At 60.5% G+C, this 20,391-nt stretch carries 20 protein-coding genes and 1 pseudogene; 14 read left to right on the top strand and 7 right to left on the bottom strand.

Annotated elements, in window-relative coordinates; all coding sequences use genetic code 11:
- The first annotated feature begins 114 nt into the window (after window positions 1–114).
- Window positions 115–774 carry a glutathione S-transferase gene (locus NTD87_RS09850; protein ID WP_262113575.1) on the top strand — a complete coding sequence of 220 codons (660 nt, stop codon included), beginning with the start codon at window positions 115–117 and terminating at the stop codon, window positions 772–774.
- Window positions 775–878: 104 nt separating this feature from the next.
- Here NTD87_RS09850 and argH read toward each other — a convergent pair whose 3' ends face one another.
- Window positions 879–2,273, bottom strand: coding sequence for an argininosuccinate lyase (gene argH / locus NTD87_RS09845; RefSeq protein ID WP_262113573.1), 1,395 nt, complete (start codon window positions 2,271–2,273; stop codon window positions 879–881).
- Between the two features lie 134 nt (window positions 2,274–2,407).
- Here argH and NTD87_RS09840 point away from each other — a divergent pair.
- From NTD87_RS09840 to rsd, 8 genes and pseudogenes are all read left to right on the top strand, one after another.
- Window positions 2,408–2,787, top strand: a pseudogene (locus tag NTD87_RS09840) (sensor histidine kinase); the annotation flags it as partial.
- Window positions 2,784–3,530 (top strand): LytR/AlgR family response regulator transcription factor, encoded by a 747-nt coding sequence (locus tag NTD87_RS09835; RefSeq protein ID WP_262113571.1) that lies wholly within the window; start codon window positions 2,784–2,786, stop codon window positions 3,528–3,530. The pseudogene NTD87_RS09840 and the gene NTD87_RS09835, both read left to right, overlap by 4 nt.
- 138 nt (window positions 3,531–3,668) lie before the next feature.
- Window positions 3,669–4,610, top strand: a complete 942-nt coding sequence (gene hemC / locus NTD87_RS09830; RefSeq protein ID WP_262113569.1) for a hydroxymethylbilane synthase — start codon at window positions 3,669–3,671, stop codon at window positions 4,608–4,610.
- Window positions 4,607–5,371 (top strand): uroporphyrinogen-III synthase, encoded by a 765-nt coding sequence (locus tag NTD87_RS09825; RefSeq protein WP_262113567.1) that lies wholly within the window; start codon window positions 4,607–4,609, stop codon window positions 5,369–5,371. The genes hemC and NTD87_RS09825 overlap by 4 nt, the downstream gene beginning before the upstream one ends.
- A 16-nt stretch (window positions 5,372–5,387) precedes the next feature.
- A complete protein-coding gene (locus NTD87_RS09820; protein ID WP_262113565.1) occupies window positions 5,388–6,524 on the top strand; it encodes a uroporphyrinogen-III C-methyltransferase in 1,137 nt (378 codons plus the stop codon).
- On the top strand, window positions 6,521–7,759 hold the full coding sequence (locus NTD87_RS09815) for a heme biosynthesis protein HemY (protein WP_262113563.1): 1,239 nt from the start codon (window positions 6,521–6,523) through the stop codon (window positions 7,757–7,759). Before NTD87_RS09820 ends, NTD87_RS09815 begins: the two co-directional genes overlap by 4 nt.
- A gap of 231 nt (window positions 7,760–7,990) precedes the next feature.
- Window positions 7,991–8,542 (top strand): disulfide bond formation protein B, encoded by a 552-nt coding sequence (locus NTD87_RS09810; RefSeq protein ID WP_262113561.1) that lies wholly within the window; start codon window positions 7,991–7,993, stop codon window positions 8,540–8,542.
- 175 nt (window positions 8,543–8,717) lie between these two features.
- Window positions 8,718–9,176, top strand: a complete 459-nt coding sequence (gene rsd / locus NTD87_RS09805; RefSeq protein WP_262113559.1) for a sigma D regulator — start codon at window positions 8,718–8,720, stop codon at window positions 9,174–9,176.
- A gap of 69 nt (window positions 9,177–9,245) precedes the next feature.
- Here the strand turns inward: rsd and NTD87_RS09800 are convergent, their stop codons facing one another.
- Window positions 9,246–9,911, bottom strand: coding sequence for an FKBP-type peptidyl-prolyl cis-trans isomerase (locus NTD87_RS09800; protein WP_262113558.1), 666 nt, complete (start codon window positions 9,909–9,911; stop codon window positions 9,246–9,248).
- 192 nt (window positions 9,912–10,103) lie between these two features.
- Here NTD87_RS09800 and NTD87_RS09795 point away from each other — a divergent pair, with 192 nt between their 5' ends.
- Window positions 10,104–11,102 (top strand): AlgP family protein, encoded by a 999-nt coding sequence (locus NTD87_RS09795; RefSeq protein ID WP_262113557.1) that lies wholly within the window; start codon window positions 10,104–10,106, stop codon window positions 11,100–11,102.
- Here NTD87_RS09795 and NTD87_RS09790 read toward each other — a convergent pair.
- Window positions 11,099–11,563 (bottom strand): TIGR02444 family protein, encoded by a 465-nt coding sequence (locus NTD87_RS09790; protein WP_262113556.1) that lies wholly within the window; start codon window positions 11,561–11,563, stop codon window positions 11,099–11,101. The two genes, NTD87_RS09795 and NTD87_RS09790, sit on opposite strands and share 4 nt — an antisense overlap.
- Window positions 11,564–11,613: 50 nt before the next feature.
- Here NTD87_RS09790 and NTD87_RS09785 point away from each other — a divergent pair, with 50 nt between their 5' ends.
- Together NTD87_RS09785 and NTD87_RS09780 are read left to right on the top strand one after the other, a co-directional pair.
- Window positions 11,614–13,524: an ATP-binding cassette domain-containing protein gene (locus NTD87_RS09785; RefSeq protein ID WP_262113555.1), complete on the top strand. Its 1,911-nt coding sequence runs from the start codon at window positions 11,614–11,616 to the stop codon at window positions 13,522–13,524.
- Window positions 13,525–13,714: 190 nt separating this feature from the next.
- Complete coding sequence (locus NTD87_RS09780) at window positions 13,715–14,347, top strand: LysE family transporter (protein ID WP_262113554.1); 633 nt, start codon at window positions 13,715–13,717, stop codon at window positions 14,345–14,347.
- 64 nt (window positions 14,348–14,411) lie between these two features.
- On the opposite strand, the gene NTD87_RS09775 is transcribed toward NTD87_RS09780, so the two are convergent.
- The 4 genes from NTD87_RS09775 to NTD87_RS09760 are packed head-to-tail and all read right to left on the bottom strand — an operon-like array spanning window position 14,412 to window position 17,562.
- Entirely contained in the window at window positions 14,412–15,155 is a 744-nt protein-coding gene (locus NTD87_RS09775; protein WP_262113553.1) for a penicillin-binding protein activator LpoB, read from the bottom strand.
- A gap of 3 nt (window positions 15,156–15,158) precedes the next feature.
- A complete protein-coding gene (gene lpoB / locus NTD87_RS09770; protein WP_071552841.1) occupies window positions 15,159–15,746 on the bottom strand; it encodes a penicillin-binding protein activator LpoB in 588 nt (195 codons plus the stop codon).
- A 33-nt stretch (window positions 15,747–15,779) separates the two neighbouring features.
- Window positions 15,780–16,151 (bottom strand): YcfL family protein, encoded by a 372-nt coding sequence (locus NTD87_RS09765; RefSeq protein WP_054594595.1) that lies wholly within the window; start codon window positions 16,149–16,151, stop codon window positions 15,780–15,782.
- Between the two features lie 13 nt (window positions 16,152–16,164).
- A complete protein-coding gene (locus tag NTD87_RS09760; protein ID WP_262113552.1) occupies window positions 16,165–17,562 on the bottom strand; it encodes a COG3014 family protein in 1,398 nt (465 codons plus the stop codon).
- Window positions 17,563–17,871: 309 nt separating this feature from the next.
- On the opposite strand from NTD87_RS09760, the gene NTD87_RS09755 reads away from it, so the two are divergent.
- Together NTD87_RS09755 and NTD87_RS09750 are read left to right on the top strand one after the other, a co-directional pair.
- Complete coding sequence (locus NTD87_RS09755; protein ID WP_262113550.1) at window positions 17,872–19,770, top strand: cytochrome c/FTR1 family iron permease; 1,899 nt, start codon at window positions 17,872–17,874, stop codon at window positions 19,768–19,770.
- Window positions 19,771–19,877: 107 nt separating this feature from the next.
- On the top strand, window positions 19,878–20,336 hold the full coding sequence (locus NTD87_RS09750) for a YaiI/YqxD family protein (protein ID WP_262113549.1): 459 nt from the start codon (window positions 19,878–19,880) through the stop codon (window positions 20,334–20,336).
- Window positions 20,337–20,391 lie beyond the last annotated feature (55 nt).

Raw genomic sequence — 20,391 nt, 5'->3', positions numbered from 1 at the left:
AAGGAAAGGTCGCCAGTTTACCTGCATTCAGTCGTGTGATGCTGCTGGCGAGAGTTCCCCTGACGTTCTATAACAGTCGCTGCCAACCCCCTGCATGGCCTTGGAGGCTTTGTGATGCTCAAGCTTTATGGATTTTGCGTCAGTAACTACTACAACATGGTCAAACACGCGTTGCTGGAGAAGGGCCTGCCCTTTGAGGAGGTACCGTTTTACGCCGGTCAAAGCCCTGAAGCGCTGGCCATCAGCCCGCGCGGCAAGATCCCGGTACTGGGCGTCGAGCAAGGTTTCATCAACGAGACCAGCGTGATTCTCCAGTACCTCGAAGACAGCCAGTCAGGCCCTTCTCTGCTGCCCAAAACACCGTTCGAGCGGGCTCAGGTGCTGGCGCTGGCCAAGGAAATCGAGCTGTACATCGAACTGCCGGCGCGCGCGTGTTTCGCCGAGGCCTTCTTCGGCATGCAGGTACCGGAAGCGATCAAGGAGAAAGCCAAGACCGAGCTGCTGCTGGGGATCGCTTCGCTGGGACGTCATGGCAAGTTCGCGCCGTATGTGGCGGGCGTAACCCTGAGCGTGGCGGATCTGTACTTCCTGTACAGCCTCAACCCGGCCTGCGCGGTCGCTAAAAAGCTCTTCGATCTGGATCTGCTGGCCGAGTTGCCGATGGCCAAGGCATTGCTTGAGCAACTGGACCAGACACCGCATGCCAAGCGCATTGCGGCAGACAGGGACGCGGCGATGCCGGCGTTTTTGGAGATGATTGCCGCCAAAAAGTAAGTCTTGTAGTGATCTGAAGTCAGTCATCGCGAGCAGGCTCGCTCCCACACTGGATCGTGTTCACACACTAAGCCCTGTGGGAGCGAGCCTGCTCGCGATGCTTTTTAGCGGTTGTTCAGCAGCGCCTGGCCGCGAACCACAGCGGCCTTCACCTGCGCCGGCGCGGTGCCGCCGATGTGGTTACGGGCATTCACCGAGCCTTCCAGCGTCAGAACGGCAAACACGTCCTGCTCGATCTGGTCACTGAACTTGCGCAGTTCTTCCAGGCTCATCTCCGCCAGGTCCTTGCCGGTTTCCACGCCGTACTTCACGGCGTGACCGACGATTTCGTGGCAGTCGCGGAACGGCAGGCCGCGGCGTACCAGATAGTCAGCCAGGTCGGTCGCCGTGGAGAAACCGCGCAGTGCCGCTTCACGCATGATGGCGTGCTTTGGCTTGATCGCCGGGATCATGTCGGCAAAGGCCCGCAACGAGTCGCGCAAAGTATCGGCGGCGTCGAACAGCGGTTCCTTGTCTTCCTGGTTGTCCTTGTTGTAGGCCAGTGGCTGGCCTTTCATCAGGGTCAGCAGGCCCATCAGCGCGCCGAACACCCGGCCGCTTTTACCGCGTACCAGTTCCGGGACGTCAGGGTTTTTCTTTTGCGGCATGATCGAACTGCCGGTGCAGAAACGATCAGGCAGATCGATGAACTGGAACTGCGCACTGGTCCACAGCACCAGCTCTTCGGAGAAGCGCGACAGGTGCATCATCGCGATGCTCGCGGCCGAGCAGAATTCGATGGCGAAGTCGCGATCCGACACGTTGTCCAGCGAGTTGCCGCCCACAGCGTCGAAACCCAGCAGTTGGGCGGTCAGCTCGCGGTCGATCGGGTAGGTGGTACCGGCCAGTGCGGCGCTGCCCAGCGGCATGCGGTTGGTGCGCTTGCGGCAATCGACCAGACGCTCGTAGTCGCGACTGAGCATTTCGAACCAGGCCAGCATGTGATGACCGAAGGTCACCGGCTGTGCGGTTTGCAGGTGGGTGAAGCCGGGCATGATGGTGCCGGATTCGCGCTCTGCCTGCTCCAGCAGACCTTTTTGCAGGCGGGTGATTTCGCCCAGGATCAGGTCGATCTCGTCACGCAGCCACAGGCGGATATCGGTCGCCACCTGGTCGTTACGGCTGCGGCCGGTGTGCAGCTTCTTGCCGGTGACACCAATGCGGTCGGTCAGGCGCGCTTCGATGTTCATGTGCACGTCTTCAAGGTCGATGCGCCAGTCGAAGGTGCCGGCCTCGATTTCGCTCTGAATGTTCTTCAGGCCATCGATGATGCTGTCGCGTTCGGCATCGGTCAGCACGCCGACCTTGGCCAGCATGGTGGCGTGGGCGACGGAACCCATGATGTCGTGACGATAGAGGCGCTGGTCGAAAGTGACGGAGGCGGTGAAGCGGGCGACGAAGGCGTCGACGGGCTCACTGAAGCGGCCGCCCCAGGACTGATTGGTCTTGTCAGTGCTCATGAATTCGCTCGTGATCGGCTGAAGGAAAATGGCGTAAAAACCTGCCGCGGATAATAACAGGGTTGCCAATCCTGTCGGCGACACTGGTCGATACGTTTTTTTCTTATTTGACCGGCCATACTCAAAGGGCTGCCGTTGCGATTACGCAACGATATTTGTCAAATGAGCACTTTCGTCGCGGCAAACGTCTACAGTTGGACTTGAGGGTCAGCACAATTGTCGATCATGTGCCGGGCCTCATCCGCGTTGATGCAAAGCGCGCTACGGTCAATGTCGAAGCCGACTATAAGAGAAGGGGGAGGTGTTCATATTGTGTATCAGCAATCCCTACGGTGACGCCACGCCGCGGCTGGTTTCGAACGGAACTGCGCAGGCACCGGTAAATATTGCAATCCGACGTGCGGCACTTTTTGGCGCTCGCGCTAGTCTTAGCGTGGATCGCGGTGACGGACGTCACTTCACCTGTCTACGCTATCCTTGTGCGAGACTCACGCAGGAATCCAGCGCAATATGAATGTCCTGATCGTTGATGACGAACCCCAAGCCCGCGAGCGCCTGAGCCGTATGGTCGGCGAGCTCGAGGGATACAGTGTTCTGGAGCCCAGCGCCACCAATGGCGATGAGGCATTGACCCTGATCGACAGCCTGAAGCCCGATATCGTGCTGCTCGACATCCGCATGCCTGGCCTCGACGGTCTGCAAGTCGCTGCAAGGCTGTGTGAACGCGAGACGCCACCGACGGTGGTGTTTTGTACGGCCCAGGATGAGTTTGCCCTGGACGCCCTGCAAACCAGTGCGGTGGGCTATCTGGTTAAACCGGTGCGTTCGGAGCAGCTGCTCGACGCCCTGAAAAAAGCCGAGCGCCCCAACCGCGTCCAGCTCGCGGCGCTGACCCGGCCGGCGGCAGAAAGCGGCAACGGTCCTCGTAGCCATATCAGTGCGCGAACGCGCAAAGGCATCGAACTGATCCCGTTGGGTCAAGTGGTCTACTTCATCGCTGACCATAAATACGTGACCTTGCGTCACGAAGGTGGCGAGGTCCTGCTGGACGAGCCATTGAAAGCCCTCGAAGACGAATTTGGCGACCGGTTCGTGCGTATTCACCGCAATGCACTGGTGGCCCGTGAGCGTATCGAGCGGTTGCAGCGCACGCCACTCGGGCACTTCCAGCTGTTTCTCAAAGGCCTTAACGGTGACGCACTGATTGTCAGCCGACGTCATGTCGCAGGTGTGCGCAAGATGATGCAACAGCTTTAGCCCGCTGTTCGCACGCGGATTTCACTCTCCTTTGCTGGACAGGTGAGGCCAGGGAGGCCACGCTGTTTCTGATACAAGTCAAAGCGGATTTGGCTGAGCTGTTATTATCCGCTGTATCTATTCAGTACGGATTGATCCATGTCCCCTCGCGAAATCCGCATCGCTACCCGCAAAAGTGCCTTGGCCTTGTGGCAGGCCGAATACGTCAAAGCTCGTCTGGTACAAGCCCACCCGGGGCTGGTCGTGACACTGGTGCCTATGGTCAGTCGCGGTGACAAGCTGCTCGACTCGCCGCTGTCGAAAATCGGTGGCAAGGGCCTGTTCGTCAAAGAGCTGGAAACCGCGCTGCTCGAAAACGAAGCCGACATTGCCGTGCACTCGATGAAAGACGTACCGATGGACTTCCCTGAAGGCCTGGGTCTGTTTTGCATCTGCGAGCGTGAAGACCCGCGCGATGCCTTTGTTTCCAATACCTATGCCAGCCTCGACGAACTGCCTCAGGGCAGCGTGGTCGGTACTTCCAGCCTGCGTCGCCAGGCACAACTGCTGACCCGTCGCCCGGACCTGCAAATCCGCTTTCTGCGCGGCAACGTCAACACGCGCCTGGCCAAGCTCGATGCGGGTGAGTACGACGCGATCATCCTCGCGGCAGCCGGTCTGATTCGCCTGGGCTTCGAAGACCGCATCCGCTCTTCGATCAGTGTCGAAGACAGTCTTCCCGCGGGTGGTCAGGGTGCGGTCGGTATCGAATGCCGTAGCGCTGACACTGGAATTCACGCACTGCTTGCTCCTCTGCATCACCAGGACACTGCCACGCGGGTCACCGCCGAGCGTGCGCTCAACAAGCATTTGAATGGCGGCTGTCAGGTGCCGATTGCTTGCTATGCGGTGCTCGAAGGCGAGCAAATCTGGCTGCGTGGCCTGGTGGGTGATCCGAAGGGTGGCCTGCTGCTGACTGCCGAGGTTCGTGGTCCGCAAAGCGCGGCCGCGGCGCTGGGTGTTCAGGTGGCTGAAGACTTGTTGGCGCAGGGTGCCGACGAGATTCTGCGCGCGGTCTACGGCGAGGCCGATCCGGAGTGACGGGTTGGCGCTTGCTGCTGACGCGCCCAAGCGATGAGTCGGCGGCACTGTCGACCGTTCTGGCTGAGGCCGGAGTGTTCAGCAGCAGCCTGCCGTTGCTGGATATTCAACCGCTGCCAATTTCTGATACACAGCAGGCGATGATTCTGGCGCTGGACCACTATTGCGCAGTGATAGTAGTGAGCAAGCCGGCCGCGCGGATCGGGCTGGATCTGGTCGGCCGGTATTGGCCGCAGCCACCGATCCAGAGCTGGTTCACGGTAGGCGCGGCGACAGCGCAGATCCTGACGGATTATGGCCTCGAGGTGAGCTGCCCCCATGAGGGCGATGACAGCGAAGCATTGCTTGAACTACCGCAAATGCGCGAGGCTATCGCACGACCTGACGCTCGTGTGTTGATCATGCGCGGCGAGGGTGGGCGTGAACTGCTCGCAGAGCGTTTACGCGAGCAAGGTGCTAGTGTCGATTACCTGGAATTGTACCGTCGCGGCTTACCGCAGTATGCCGAGGGGGCACTGCCTGAGCGGATTGAATCGGAACGCTTGAACGGCCTGGTGGTCAGCAGTGGACAGGGTTTTGAGCACCTGCGCCAATTGGCGGGCAGTGCCTGGCCTGAGTTGGCGCGGTTGCCATTGTTTGTTCCAAGCCCTCGGGTAGCCGAGATGGCGCTGGCCGCAGGCGCCCAAACAGTTGTGGATTGCCGTGGCGCCAGTGCCTCGGCTTTGCTAACGGTGTTGCGGGAAACCCGGCCCGTTCTCTAATGCAAAGGATGGATACGTGAGCGAAACAGCCTTGCCAAAAGATGGCGTCCAGCCTGCGCCCGATGCGCCGGTTGAAACTGTGAAGAGCCCTGAGCCGCGCCGTGGCAACGGGCTGGCTATCCTGGCGTTGTTGCTGGGGACCGCGGGTGTTGCCGCTGGCGGTTGGGGGATCTGGCAGGTGCGTAGTCTGCAAGCCAACAACCAGCAACAACTGGGGCAGTTACAGGCCCTGAACGATCAGGCGCAAAGTCTCAAGCTCAATGAGCAGCGTCTGACGGCACGGCTTGAGCAATTACCGCCTGCCGATGAGCTGGAAGACCGGCGACGCCTGGTGACCCAGTTGCAGGGCGATCAGCAGCGCTTGAGTCAGCGTCTGGAAACCGTTCTGGGCGCCAGCCGCAAGGATTGGCGTTTGGCCGAAGCCGAACACTTGCTGCGTCTGGCCAGTTTGCGTCTGTCTGCCTTGCAGGACATCAGCAGCGCTCAGGCGCTGGTGCAAGGTGCTGATGAAATCCTCCGGGAGCAAAATGACCCGGGCTCTTTCGCTGCCCGCGAGCAAATTGCAAAAAGTCTTGCAGCGCTACGCAGTACCGAGCAACCAGACCGTACCGGGTTGTTCCTGCAGCTGGGGGCCCTGCGTGATCAAGTGGTCGAACTCAGCGAGCTGGCCCCCGAGTTTCATGAGCGCGATTCGCTATCGAGCCTGACCTCCGACGGCGATGGCGCCAGTCGCTGGGCGCAATGGTGGGATCAGGTCTCGCGCTACATTCGTATCGATTTCAACGCCGATAAAAACATCCGCCCATTGCTCGCAGGGCAAAGCCTGACTCAGGTCCGCCTGGCTCTGGGCCTGGCGCTTGAACAAGCGCAATGGGCTGCGCTCAACGGCCAGGCGCCGGTCTATACCCAAGCGCTGGCCGAGGCGCGGGATGTGCTCAAGGGCAGCTTCAATCAGGACAATCCGCAAAGCAAAGTGATGCTCGAACAGGTTGCCGAGTTGAGTAAACAACCGGTAACGGTCATCACGCCTGACCTGGCAACCACCCTGAGCACGGTGCAGGCTTACCTGGAGCGGCGTAACGTCAGTGCCGAGGATTCGGTGAAGCCTGCCGCCAAGTCTGCCGCGAGCACTACGCCGGGGACCAGCCCATGAAGCGACTTTATGTGATTGTTTTTTTGGTCATTGCCGCCGCCGGGGCGCTCGGGTTGGCCATCGCCCAGCACTCGGGTTACGTACTGATCGCCTACAAGACCTTCCGCTACGAGTCGAGCCTGTGGGCGACCCTGGCACTGGTGGCGGTGATCTGGCTGGTGCTGTGGGGGATCAAGATGCTGATCGAGCTGGTGACCACCTCCAGTGGTGTGGTCAACCCATGGTCGAACCGCAACCGCAGTCGTCGTGTGCAAGTGGCGATCGAGCACGGTCAGTTGGACCTCGCTGAAGGTCGTTGGGCCAGCGCTCAGCGTCACTTGTCTCGCGCCGCTGAAGCCGAACGCCAGCCGTTGCTCTATTACCTGGGGGCGGCACGAGCGGCGAACGAGCAGGGCCACTATGACGAAAGTGACAGCCTGCTGGAGCGTGCGCTGGAGCGTCAGCCTCAGGCCGAGTTGGCGATTGCCTTGAGTCACGCGCAGTTACAGACTGACCGTGGTGATACCGACGGTGCGCTGACAACCCTTCAGGCCATGCACGAACGCCATCCTCACAGCGTTCAGGTCTTGCGTCAGTTGCAACGTTTGCTTGCGCAGCGCGGCGACTGGTCGGCGGTCATTCGCCTGTTGCCTGAATTGCGCAAGGACAAGGTTTTGCCGACCAGCGAGCTGGCGGAGCTGGAACGTCGGGCCTGGGGTGAAAACCTCACATTGGCCGCTCGCCGGGAGGAAGACGGCGCCGTTGGTTTGCAGGCGCTCAATCGTGCCTGGCAACAACTGACATCCGCTCAACGCCAAGAGCCGCAGCTGGTGCTGGCCTATGCCGAACAGTTGCGACAATTGGGTGCGGAGGTCGAGGCCGAGGACGTTCTGCGTGGGGCGCTCAAGCGTAAATATGACAGCCATCTGGCGCGGCTGTATGGCTTGCTGCGTGGCAGCGACCCGGCGCGGCAACTGCAAACGGCCGAGGGTTGGTTGAAGGACCATCCCGGGGACCCAAGCTTGCTGCTGACGCTGGGGCGGTTGTGTTTGCAAAGCAGCCTGTGGGGCAAGGCGCGGGACTATCTGGAAAGCAGCCTGCGTGCTCAGCGTAACCCCGAGGCCTGTGCCGAGCTCGCACGCCTGCTGGCTCAGCTGGGTGATACCGAGCGTAGTAATCAACTCTTCCAGGAAGGCCTGGGCCTGCTGGACAAGCGCCTGCTGGCCTCGCCTTTGCCAGTGCCTGCGCGGGCGTAAGGTGCACGACGGCCGGGTCGCCCAGGCAGACGATCCGGCCGTTTGCCTATTGCGAAACGCTTCCCTGTCCTGCTGGGTGTAGGCGGTTTCTTACAAGAAACTGCATTTGGTCCTGTCTCTTCTGTCGGGAATTCCCTACACCTGTGGCGAAGTCTCCACGCTGCCTTGCCTTGAAAGGCCAGAGGGCTTTCCTCTACCGTAACTGCCTGTCTCTTCTGTTACGGATAAGCCATGTCTTTGGCCAGCACACGCTCCTTGTTTTTCATGGCTTTCATCGCGGGTGCCCTGGCCTTGGGCGCTTCGTACTATCTGGAGTACGCAATCGGGCTCAAGCCGTGCGGGCTGTGCCTGTTGCAGCGATTTTTTCTGGCGCTGTTCACGAGCGTCTGCGTGATTGCCGCGCTGCACGGGCCCAGGCGCCTGGGCTGTTTACTGTATTGGCTACTGAGCCTGTTCAGCAGCCTGGCGGGAATGGTGACGGCGTGGCGCCATGTGGTACTGCAAAGCGATCCGGCTCAACAGGTGTCGGGGTGCTCTCACGGCCTGGAAGGTCTGTTTGCAAACATGCCCTGGTTGTATGTTGTGAAACGGCTATTCAACGGAACCGCAGACTGCGCGGAAATTTCCTGGACGCTGTTCGACCTGAGCATCCCCGAGTGGAGTCTGTTGTTTTTTGTCGCGGTGACAATTCTCGGGGCTTATCAGATCGTGCAGCTTGCCTGGTACGCCTATCAGCGACCGCCCGGCGGCGAGTCGTCGCACCGGGGCAGGGTGGGTGATTAAACACTTGTATGAACTTTATCTCCTGCGTACCTTGAAGCTGTTGGCGTGCGGGCATAATCTGGCCCGCACGTATCATTGGAATTGTTGCTCAATGGTGCTCTGCCTGGCCAAATCTTGATCTTCAAGTCATGCGGCGAGTGCGGGCGGCATTACCCATAAGGGAAGAGAGATCACCATGCTCGAAAGTTGTCAGAATGCTCAGGAACGCTGGGGTGGAGTGCATCTGCTGATCGATCGTTGGTTGCAGGAGCGTCACGAACTGGTTCGAGCCTATGATGCTCTCGGCGCCAAGCCTGAGGCCCTAGGCGAAAACCGCAAGCCGTTGCAGGAGTTCTGTGGTGTCCTGGTCGATTACGTCTCTGCCGGCCATTTCGAAATCTACGAACAACTGACGGGCGAAGCCAAGGCGTTCGGTGACACGCGCGGGCTTGAATTGGCCGAAACCATTTACCCGCGCATCGACGTGATCACCGAGAAGCTACTGGCTTTCAACGATCTCTGCGATGAAGGCAAGTGCGTCGCGGAGAAATTCAAAGAGCTGGGTGGCTTGCTGCATGAGCGCTTCGAATTGGAAGATTGCTTGATCGAGGTGCTTCACACCGCTCACAAACAAGAGGCTCCGGTTCAAGCCTGAGTTCCCCCTTGTAGTAAAAGATCCCTGAAACGGTGCGCGCTGCGCGCCGTTTTTCGTTTGGGCGATTGCTCAGCCAGTAGCGCCGAGTAATTCGATTTCAAAAACCAGAGGTGTGAAGGGCGCGATCAGGTCCCCCGCGCCATCGGCACCGTAGGCTTGCGCGGATGGAATCACCAGGCGCCATTTCGCACCCACTGGCATCTGTTGCAGTGCGCTGCGCCAGCCACTGATCACGCTGTCGAGGCTGAACCATTGCGCCTGACTGTTCTGATCGAACACGGTGCCGTCGGGGAGTCTGCCAATGTAGCGAACCTGCACCTTGCCATTGGGGCCGGCCTTGGCGCCGTTACCCGCGACCAGCTCGGTCAGCAGGATGCCATCCGCCAGTTCGCGAACCCCGGGCTTTGCCTTTTCAGCCGTCAGAAAGCGTTGTTCCTTGTCCAGGGCAACTTCGCTTTGCGGTATGGCGGGCTGCTCGGCAACTTGCGCTTCGTGCTCGGCCAGGATCTGCTCGATCTGCTGATCTTTCAGCGCCAGTGGCTTGCCTTGATACGCCTGCTGCAAACCTTCCACCAATGCCTGGATTTGCAGGTCGGGAACCTCCAGGCGAAGACGTTCGCCCAGACTTGCACCGAGGCTGTAGGCGAGATCATGGGCGTCATTTTCCGTGGCTTTTTCCGCAGCATGAGCCAACGAAAAAAACACGCACAAGGGTAAAAAAAGGTAACGCGACATGGGCGCTCTCCAGCCTGAGATGCACAGGATTATGCCAGTGAGAATGCCGTGACCGGTGAACTGCTTTGATGTGCGTGCAGAACATTTTCAATTTGGTGCAACGCACAGCATTCGATACTGTCAACATGCCCTAGCGGCAGTAGCAGCAGAGGTCTAGTATGAGCCGCACTCACGTCAGCCAGGAGGTAAACCATGTCGGCCAATAAGAAGCCTGTAAATACTCCGTTGCACTTACTCCATCAGCTGTCGGGCAGCTTGCTCGAGCATTTGGAAAACGCTTGTTCCCAAGCCTTGGCTGATGCTGAAAAACTGCTCGCCAAGCTGGAAAAGCAGCGCGGAAAAGCACAGGAAAAACTGCACAATTCCCGCACCAAATTGCAGGACGCTGCGGCGGCCGGCAAAGCCAAGGCGCAAGCCAAGGCCAAAGATGCGGTACAAGAACTTGAAGATCTGCTCGATGCGCTCAAGGATCGTCAGTCCGAGACGCGCAGCTATATTTTGCAACTCAAGCGCGATGCCCAGGAAAGCCTGAAACTGGCCCAGGGTATTGGTCGTGTGAAAGAGGCTGTCGGCAAAACGCTGACCCTGCGTTCGGCCAAGCCAGCCACCGCTGTCGCCGCGAAAAAACCAGCTGCCAAACCGGTCGCTGCCAAAGCGCCGGCCAAGGCTCCAGCGAAAGCAGCAGCTAAACCTGCCGCGAAAAAACCAGCTGCTGCCAGCGCCGCTAAACCGGCTGCCAAATCGACCGCTGCTAAACCAGCTGCCGCCAAGCCCGTAGCCAAAACTGCAGTCGCGAAAACCGCCGCGGCAAAACCTGCTGCCAAACCAGCAGCGAAAACCGCTGCGGCCAAGCCGGCTACCAAGCCAGCCGCTAAACCGGTTGCTGCAAAACCTGCCGCCAAGCCAGTGGCCAAACCCGCAGTTGCCAAAGCACCGGTCAAGCCAGCAGCCAAACCTGCGACCTCCAGCGCGGCCAAACCCGCTGCTGCGAAACCTGCTGCCAGGCCAGCAGTGAAAAAACCAGTCGCGGCTAAACCTGCCGTCGCCAAGCCCGCGGCTGCAAAACCGGCAACCGCACCTGCGGCCGCCAAGCCTGCGACGCCGGCACCGGCTGCTTCGCCAGCTCCAGCCGCTTCGCCTGCACCGGCAGCTGCCGCAAGCACGACCAGCACCCCAACCAGCGCTTCTTAAGTGCCGGTCACCGCGACGCGCAGCTGATGCAGCGCGTCGCGGTTCAGGTTGGCGGCGCTCGCTGCCAATCCTTCCAGCCAAACGGCCAAGTCTTTGGCTTGACCCTCCGGCCATGCTCGCGCCGTATTCTCCAGACGCAACAACAGTTGCCGCTCCGCTTCCAGCTCCAGAGCCTTGATTTGCCCACGTAACGTGTTCAGTTCCTCGTCGTCGAGGGCAGCGGCCTTCCACTGCGTACGCAGTTGTCGAAGCGGTTGCACGACTTCCGTATGCCACGGCCCGGCCAGGTGCTGGAGTTGTTGCAGGCGTTGCGCATTGCACCTCACGCCGCGCTGTCCGAGCCAGGCTGCGCACAGCAGCAGGCAAACGTTGGCCCCGGCTGCTTGCAGCTTCAGGCAGGCGTCTTCAACACCCGGTCGGGTGTAGAGGGTGAGGGAAAAGCTCCACAGGTCAGAGGACATAGTGCTACTCGCGCCAGTTGCGAGCGAAGCTGGTAGACTCCGCCGCCATTATGATTCGACTTCAGAACCTCACTTTACAGCGTGGCCCGCAACGTCTGCTAGAAGACGCCGAGCTGACCCTGCACGCCGGCCACAAAGCCGGCCTGATCGGTGCCAACGGCGCCGGCAAATCCAGCCTGTTCGCCTTGTTGCGGGGTGAGCTTCACCCGGACTCGGGCGACTGCTTCCTGCCGGCCGATTGGCGTATCGCCCACATGCGCCAGGAGGTCGACACGCTTGATCGTCTGGCGGTCGACTACGTGCTCGATGGTGACCTGCGCCTGCGCCAGGTGCAACACGACCTCGCAGCAGCCGAGGCGGCCCATGACGGTGCCGCTCAGGCGCGCCTTCACTCCGAGCTGGACAGCGCCGACGGTTACACCGCCGATGCCCGGGCGCGCAAGCTGCTCGCAGGTCTGGGGTTCACCAACGAGCAGATGGATCGCCCGGTCGCGGACTTTTCCGGTGGCTGGCGGATGCGCCTGAACCTGGCGCAGGCGCTGATGTGCCCGTCGGACCTGTTGCTGCTCGACGAACCGACCAACCACTTGGACCTCGATGCCATTATCTGGCTGGAAGAGTGGCTCAAGAGCTACCCCGGCACCTTGCTGCTGATTTCCCACGACCGAGATTTCCTCGACGCCGTGGTCGATCACGTGGCTCACGTCGATCAGCGCAAGATTACGCTCTATCGCGGTGGCTACTCGGCGTTCGAACGTGCCCGAGCCGAACGCCTGGCCCAGCAACAACAGGCCTACGAGAAGCAACAGGCGCAACGTGCGCACATGGAAAGCTACATCGCCCGCTTCAAGGCCCAGGCCACCAAGGCTCGTCAGGCCCAGAGCCGGATCAAGGCCCTGGAGCGGATGGAAGAATTGTCCGCCGCCCACGTCGATTCGCCGTTCGACTTCGTCTTCCGCGAGTCGGTGAAGATTTCCAGCCCGTTGATCGACCTCTCCGACGCCCGATTGGGCTACGGCGAGAGAGCCGTGCTGGAGAAGGTCAAGCTGCAACTGACCCCCGGTGCGCGGATTGGTTTACTCGGCCCCAACGGTGCCGGTAAATCGACGCTGATCAAAAACCTCGCCGGTGAACTCGAACCGTTGTCGGGTCGACTGACCCGTGGCGAGAACACGGTGGTGGGCTACTTTGCCCAGCATCAGCTGGACTCGCTGGATTCCAAGGCCAGTCCGTTGCTGCACTTGCAGCGTCTGGCGCCGACCGAGCGCGAGCAGACCCTGCGCGATTTCCTCGGTGGTTTCGACTTCCGTGGTGCGCGGATCGACGAGCCGGTGCTGAACTTCTCCGGCGGCGAAAAGGCCCGCCTGGCGCTGGCGCTGATCGCCTGGGGCCGACCGAACCTGTTGCTGCTCGACGAACCGACCAACCACCTGGACCTGGAAATGCGCCTGGCGCTGACCATGGCCCTGCAAGAATTCAGTGGCGCAGTGCTGGTGGTCTCCCACGACCGTCACCTGCTTAAAAGCACCACGGATAACTTCTTCCTGGTGGCCGATGGCAAGGTCGAAGAGTTCGACGGCGATCTGGAAGACTACGCCCGTTGGCTGGTCGAGTATCGCCAGCGCAATGCGCCGGTGAACAACTCGCCGGTCAATCCGGACAAGACCGACAAGAAAGCCCAGCGTCAGGCTGCTGCTGCGTTGCGTCAGCAACTGGCACCGCACAAGCGCGAAGCCGACAAGCTCGAAGCCGAGTTGGGCAAGTTGCACGAAAAGCTGGCGAAGATCGAAACCAGCCTCGGCGACAGTGCCGTCTACGAAGCCGCCCGCAAGGATGAGCTGCGTGATCTGCTGGCTGAACAGGCCAGGTTGAAAGTTCGCGAAGCCGAGCTGGAAGAGACCTGGATGGAAGCCCTGGAGCTGCTCGAAAGCATGCAGGCGGAGCTGGAGGCGCTGTCCTGATGGAGGCCGAGCCGTTGTGGCTCGGTCTGCAAATCCTGCGTTCGACGTGTTGCCTTCGGGTGGCTTCGAAAAGTAGCCAAGTGCCGGTAGCGCTGGTCGGCGGGGCTGCTTTCCTGCAAAAAATCGGTAGTCATTCGCAGGCCAGCGCATTAGCTTAGACGTCTATAACGAGTCTGAGTCGAGGTGTGCGATGGTGCTTGAGACATGGCTGGCGTTTTTTGCCGCCTGCTGGGTGATCAGTCTTTCCCCGGGCGCCGGCGCCATTGCGTCGATGTCCTGCGGCTTGCAGTACGGTTTCTGGCGCGGCTACTGGAACGCCCTGGGTCTGCAACTGGGTCTGGCGATGCAGATTGCGATTGTCGCTGCCGGTGTGGGCGCGATCCTCGCCACCTCGGCCACGGCTTTCTACGCGATCAAATGGTTTGGCGTGGCGTACCTGGTGTATCTGGCGGTCAAGCAATGGCGCGCACTGCCCAGTGACATGAGTGATGACGCGGCCATTCGGCCTATCGGCAAACCGCTGGCGCTGGTGTTTCGCGGCTTTTTGGTCAATATCAGCAACCCCAAGGCGCTGGTGTTCATGCTCGCGGTGCTGCCGCAGTTCATCGACCCACACGCGCCGCTGGTGGCGCAGTACCTGATCCTTGGCGTGACCATGATCTGCGTCGACCTGATCGTGATGGCGGGTTACACCGGCCTTGCGTCCAAAGTGCTGCGCTTGCTGCGCACCCCCAAGCAGCAGCGCCGCATGAATCGCACGTTTGCCGGGTTGTTCATTGGTGCCGCCGGGCTGCTGGCAACCATCCGTAGAGCCGCGGTGTAATACCCGTAAGGCACAAAAAAAGGCGACCTCAAGAGGTCGCCTTTTTCGTTCCCGCGCAGGTTGCTCAGCGCAGAATAACCGGCGCCGTATCCTGCGGCAGGTTATTGCGCAGTGGCGCTTGCCCCGGCTGCTGCTGAGCGTCGCGACCGAGTTGCTCGCCCAACTGACGGGCCACGTCCTCACCCAGCGACTTGGACACGTCACGCACCACCCGTGGGCGGTTCAGCGAGACTTTGACATCCTGGCTGTTGACCAGTTTGGTGTCCTGGCCGTCACCCATGGCGGTGAACGCCGAAGTGATTTCAAACGTCCGGGTGTTGATCAGACTGAAGTCTGCCACCAGGCTCAGGCCGAGAATCGCCGAATAGCTGTCGGTGTTGGCCAGCGAGGTGATGTCGCGGGTGAAGTCGATATCCGACAGGGTGCCGAACAACACATAGTCGGCGCCCTTGTAGTTACCGGCCTTGATCCGCTTGATCACGTCGTAGACGTCTTCCTTGGACGTGGCCGTGTGCGGCGTGCCCTGCACCAGCTGGAACATCCCGGACTTGAGAATCTCGCCCTTGATGTCGCCGGTGAACTTGCGAAGTTCGCCTTGCTCGATATAGCTGTTGCTGGCCTCGATCTCGTTGTAGCTCGACGAACCACTGGCGTTGTACATGCTCGCCTGCATGTTGCTCTGCGCCGAGACGATGTGGATGTACTGTTCCACCCGCTCTTGGTAGGCGAGGTCGGTCACCGCAATTTTCGGGGCCGCCTGCGCGCCAAACGCACAGGCCAGGGCCATGATGCCAATCCATGCACGCATTGCTTAACGCTCCGTGGTTTTGCGGATCTCTTTCTCGTCCATCCACTCGGCCAGGCCGCTTTCAACGTCGATCAACTGCAGGCTGAACTTGTAGAAAACGTCCTTGTAATCGCTGCTGCGTTTGACGATCGAGCTGATCGAACCTTCAAGACGGTATTTGGCAGCGACCATGTTGCCGGTCTTGGCCACGGTGCCTTTCTTGTACAGGCCGCTCTGGTTTTGCAGCTTGAGCTGGTCGACCTGGCTCTGCATCGCGGTGTTGTCGCTGGCAAAACGGGCGGTGCCGGACTTCATCAGCTGAGTCTTGATGCTGGTGGTGATTTCGCGAGTATCGATGTATTCGCTGGTCTTGTTCTTCACGTCATAGACCTGCACGACCGGGCGGCCCTGCAAGATGCCGGACTGGGCCAGAGAACGGGTCATGGACTCCGCGATCATTTGCAGGTCAGTGGAACCGAACTCGTTGGTCACCAGCTCAACAGCCTTGCTGTCGCCGTAACCGATGTTTTTACCGCCCAGAACCGGCGAGTTGTTGGCGCAGCCGCTGGCCAGAAGGGCGACCACGGCGAGGAACGAAAAGCGTACAAACATGGGAGTGTCTCTCTGTCACGAAATAGGGGGGGCTTAAGGGGTTTTGACTTCAAGGCGGAAGTCGGTGGCCTTGGGCACTGGCGCAATGGCTGGCAGGAACGTGGCCTGCGCGGCATACAGGTTCAGGGTTTTCCAGCTTTCTTCATCGGCCACCGGGAAGCCGTCGTCGCCCAGCCAGACGAAGCGGTAGTACATCGTCATGTTGGTGTGGCTGGTGTTGTTCAGCGCAACCTTGACGGTCAGGAAGCCGTTTTCTCGGGCGACCCGCATCGCGCCGATGGCGATGTTGTTGAACTTGTTCATCACCACGACTTTGCTCGCGGCACTGCCAGGCGCAGGTGGCGGCGGGGTGGCGCAGCCGGCCAGCAGAGCCAGGGCGGCGACAGCAATCAGTTTGAAACGCATGGAGAAGCTCCGCTTAAGGTTGTTTGACGCTGGCCACGACTTGCGGGGTGGCACTTGGGATCACGTGGGCGGCGACGCCACTGGCGAACACCTGATTACCCACCGTACGCAGGCTGATCACCTGGTAGCGCTGATCGACCTTGACCGTGATTCGCGAACCGCCCAGCGCGTTCGGCAGGCTCAGTTGATGCTCGCCTTTGGCCAGGCGCAGGCGCACCACCTGGGTGTTGTCGGGCAGGGTGCGCCAGGTGCGGGTATCCGCCCCTTCCATCACCGTTGCCGTAATGCCTACGGCCAGACCGGCCAGAGGGTTGGTCTCGTTGATCTTCTTTTGTGCCACGGCGCGAGTCACGGCCCGTACGGTGGTACGCAGGATGATCCCGGGCATATCGTCACGCAGGGCGCGGCGGGACATGGCGGTGGTGCTGTTGAGCTGGGTCAGGTTCTGTTGCTGGCCGTCGACACCGATCTGCGCATACGTCACGGTCGAGGTGTCAGGCTTGATCACCGGGAATGACAGTGGGGTGATCACCACGTTGTTGCTGATCGGCAGTGGCAAGGGAATGCGAATGGAGTCGCGGGCCGGTGCCAGGCCGCTTTGCACGACGATCAGGATGTCGCTCTCATCGTTCTTGCCGGCCGGTTTGTCCAGGTTCAGCAGCGCTTGTTCGAGCAACGGAGTGTTGGGGCGCAGTTCGGCGGCTTTGCGATAACCCGGCGCGGCCAGGTCTTTTTCACCCAGGGCTTCGTAGACGAAACCGGCCAGGTAATGACTGAACGCACTCTGATAGCTGTTCTTCAGGCCAACCACGTCAGGCGCGTCGAGGCTCGCCACCGGGTAACCCTGCAGGTCCTTGTATTGGGTCTTGACGCCTTGCTTCTCGGCCTCGTCCTCGCGCTTGAGGTATTCCTTGTCCCGCAGTTCGGCGATCACCGCTTCACGTTCGTGGGTCTTCTTGATTTCGGTACGGGCACCGTCGAAATCGTTCACTGCCAGCAGATTCAGGGCCATTTGCGTGGTCAGCATGACCTTTTCGTAGTCATACCCTTCGTAGCGGCGGACCTTGTCATTGACCAGAAAGCTGCCGAACTGGGCCAGGTACTTGTCGGTGTCCAGCTTGACCGACTCTTCCCAGGTACCGACGACCTGGTCCGCGCTTCTCCACGCGGTCTGGCTGCCGGTCAGGTCGCCCTTGGCGCGCAGCAGTTCACCTTTCTCGAAGTAATAGAGCAGGTCTTTGTTTTCACCTGTGTTGTTCTTTTCCAGCAGCGTCAGTGCGGCGTCGACGTTACCGCTGGCCAACTGCTGGTTGGTTTGTTGCAGTTCTGTGTCGTAGCTGCGAAAGGCCGAACAACCGGCAAGCAAAGTGACTGCGCTGAGCGCGATCGAGGTGAGGGCGCGGGATGCCATGGGGTACTTCTTCCCTGAGTTTAAACAGCCGAGCGTGCTGGTCGGGCTGGGTGAACCAATTGACAGGGAAGGTGGCTATCCATGCCAATTCCTCATAAAAAGAGGAGCTTAAATACCCGATCGTAATAACGAGGGCGCGGCATTATAGACTTGGGTACTGGCTATGTAATGGCTTTTTAATTTCATTTTTTCCATGGGTGCCACCATGTGCGAGGAGTCCGTATTCGCGACCCGTGGACGACAAAGCTTGAGCGGAACGCATTGAGAGTGAACAATGTGTTACTTCGTATTATCAATTGAGATTCATTCATGACTGCCCCGTCCCGTTTCCTGGCCTGGCTGGTCTTCCCTTTGTTTGCCCTGTGCAGTTTCAACCTGCTGGCCGACACGGTGGAAGGCGCTCCACAGGCACTGCATTTACTCGATTACATTGGTGCCGATTATCCGGCGACCGTGGAGGCGGGCCAGGTCATTGATGACGGCGAATACCGCGAGCAGCTGGAGTTTCTCGGTGTCTTGCAGGGGCTGATCGCTGCACTGCCGGCCAAACCCGAACGCGCGGAGCTTGAGCAGGGCGTGAGCAATCTGCGCAACTCGGTGACCCAGCGTCAGGACGGTGCGGAGGTGGCCCGACAGGCACGACAATTGGGCGCGAAACTGGCGGTGGCCTATGAGGTCAGCCAAGCGCCGATCATCACCCCGGCCCCGACACGCGGCTCACCGCTGTATGCACAGCACTGCTCGGTGTGCCATGGCGACGCCGGTGCCGGTGACGGTCCCGCAGGTGTCGGTCTGACGCCGCCACCCGCCAATCTGCGCGATGCCACGCGACTGGACCGCCTGAGCCTGTACGCGATCTACAGCACGTTGGGGCAGGGCATCGAAGGCACGGACATGCCGGCCTTCGCCGATCAACTCGACGACCGCCAGCGCTGGGACCTGGCGACCTATATCGCCGCGTTCAGCGCCGATCCGGCTGCGGCGAAAAGCGAAACGCACTTCAACCTTGCTGACCTGGCCCGACAGACCCCGGCTGAAGTGCTGGCGGCCGAAGGGCCTCAGGCAGCCGCTGCTTTCCGCGCCCAGCGTGCCCAGCCGCCGCAAGTCAAGCGCGGTTCGGCGCAGTTGCTCGATTACACCGCGGCGACCCTCGACAAGAGCATCGCCGCTTACCGTGCCGGCGAGCACGATCAGGCCTATGACCTGTCGGTGGCGGCGTATCTGGAGGGCTTTGAGCTGGTCGAAAGCTCGCTGGATAACGTCAACGCGGTAGTGCGCAAAGACACTGAAAAATCCCTGATGGCTTACCGTCAGTCGTTACAGGACGGGCTGCCGATCGAGCAAGCCGAGCAGCGCCTGGCGTTTGCCAAGGCCCAGTTGAAGGCGTCTGCGGACCTGCTGGGCGGTGATGGCCTGAGCTGGTCGCTGAGCTATATCTCCGGTCTGCTGATTTTGCTGCGTGAAGGGTTGGAAGCGATTTTGGTGCTGGCCGCCGTACTGGCGTTTTTGCGTAACACCGGTCAGCAGTCGGCGATTCGCAGCGTCAATATTGGCTGGGGTCTGGCGCTGGTGGCGGGTCTGGCGACCTGGGCGCTGGCGGCGTATGTGATCGATGTCAGCGGTGCCCAGCGTGAGCTGCTCGAAGGCTGCACCGCGTTGTTCGCCAGTGTCATGGTGCTCTGGCTCGGGGTGTGGATGCACGACCGTCGCCATGCAGCAGCCTGGCAGGATTACATCAAGAGCAGCCTGGTCAGCGGCGGTGGGCGTTTCGGTTTTGCAGCGCTGGCGTTTTTCTCGGTCTACCGCGAGCTGTTCGAAGTGGTGCTGTTTTACGAGACCCTGTGGCTGCAAGCGGGTCCGGCTGGGCATAACGCGGTACTGGCGGGCGGCGCCACGGCGTTGGTGCTGTTGATCGGTCTGGCCTGGGTGATCCTGCGTGGCTCGGCGAAATTGCCGTTGGCGCTGTTCTTCGGGATCAACGCCGGTTTGCTTTGCGCATTGTCGGTGGTGTTCGCCGGGCATGGCGTCAAGGCCTTGCAGGAGGCCGGGATCTTCGGCACTCGACCGGTAGCATTCTTTGACTTCGACTGGTTGGGGATTCACGCTGATGCCTATTCGCTGAGTGCGCAGGCCTTGGCGATTCTGGCGATTATCGTGCTGTACAGCCGCAGTCGGATGGCCGAGAAGCGGCGTTTGCAGGTTTCTTAAACTGCATTCGCTTCGCTCATAATCGCGAGCAGGCTCGCTCCCACAGGATTGCGTATAACCCGTGGGAGCGAGCCTGCTCGCGATGTTTTTGAAAGGGGAAAAACACAATGCGTGTCTGGATCGATGCCGACGCCTGCCCTCGGGCAGCGAAGGATCTGGTGGTGAAATTCGCCCTCAAGCGCCAGTTCGAAGTGGTGATGGTGGCCGGTCAGCCGCAGATCAAACCGGGCCTTGCCTTGGTGAAGTTGATCGTGGTGCCTAGTGGCCCGGATGCGGCCGACGATTACCTGGTGGAGCACGCGGTGCCAGGGGAGTTGGTGATTTGCAGCGACGTGCCGCTGGCCGACCGTTTGGTGAAGAAGGGCGTGGCGGCGCTGGATCCACGGGGCAAGGAATTCGATGCGCAGAACATGGGGGACCGGTTGGCGGTGCGCAACCTGTTCACCGATCTGCGCGAGCAGGGCCAGATGAGCGGTGGCCCCGCGCCGTTTGGCGACCGCGAGAAACAGGCATTCGCCAATGCGCTGGATCGGATCATCACCCGGCTATCTCGTTCACAGACTTGAACACGACGTTGATCACTGTGGGAGCGAGCCTGCTCGCGATGAGGCCAGCACATTC

The sequence above is a fragment of the Pseudomonas sp. 6D_7.1_Bac1 genome, assembly GCF_025465945.1.
Lineage (GTDB): Bacteria > Pseudomonadota > Gammaproteobacteria > Pseudomonadales > Pseudomonadaceae > Aquipseudomonas.
This window is presented reverse-complemented; position numbering and strand designations above follow the sequence as displayed.